Genomic DNA, 897 nt, shown 5'->3' on the forward strand with positions numbered 1-897 from the left:
ATCATCATGTTATAATAGAAGTAACAAAAGGGAGGCGTAAATCATGAAGAAGGGATGGCTGATTTTATCAGTATTATTACTCGTCGGATGTAGCGCAAATGATTTAAAGGATAAGGATCCTGAAAAAGAAGTACCTGTCGATAAACAGGAACAGTCAAAGGAATCGATCAAAGCAGATGAGAATAAGGATTATCTTTATATTTCCTCAAGTGATACCATTACATTGAATGAGGAACAGAAAAAGACCTTAAAAGAAAAACAGGATGTTATCGAAACACTTGTCGTCAATCTGAAAAGTGAAGATGCTAAAAAAGTGAATGAAGCATTAAGTGATTTGGCTAAGAAATACAAAGACAGCATCCAAGAGGATGAACAAGGGATACAACGATTTACATCGTTTACAGGAAAAGCGATAGAAAGTAGTAATTATATCACGATCTTGACAACAACTCATCCATTTATCTGGCAAGCAGATGCACAAAGTGAGACCTTTGCGGTATATATCTTTTCAAAAGAAGATGGTTCCTTGGTTTCACAACAAGATATGTTAAAAGCACGTCAGCTAGATGATGAAACGGTGTTAGAAAAGATTCACACATATTTTAAAGACCATACATTAACGATATGTGAAGACATGCCAGGTGATTGTTACAATCAGCCGGAAATCTATCGAGGAAGCGAAAATTTCCCTGATACTGTGATGTATGTGAATGAAAACGATCAATTGGTCGTCTATGTTCAGAAAAGTAGCGGTAGAAGCTATGAATGGGTTCCTATTATGTTATCGTAATTTGTGTTTGCGAAAAGGTATCTGCGTAAGATATCTTTTTTCATTTATTCCGGTGATAAAGCATAAAAAAAGGAAAAGTAAGTATGAGAGCCACATTTAGTAGAAAT

The 897-nt window shown here is 35.2% G+C and carries 1 protein-coding gene; it reads left to right on the plus strand.

Going from position 1 to position 897, the window contains the following annotated elements:
* Positions 1 to 43 precede the first annotated feature (43 nt).
* Positions 44 to 790: a hypothetical protein gene (locus UGRO018_RS17695; protein WP_416327837.1), complete on the plus strand. Its 747-nt coding sequence runs from the start codon at positions 44 to 46 to the stop codon at positions 788 to 790.
* The last annotated feature ends 107 nt before the right edge of the window (positions 791 to 897 follow it).

Source organism: Hoskinsella mucinilytica, assembly GCF_045223415.1.
Taxonomy (GTDB): Bacteria; Bacillota_I; Bacilli_A; order Erysipelotrichales; family Erysipelotrichaceae; genus Hoskinsella; species Hoskinsella mucinilytica.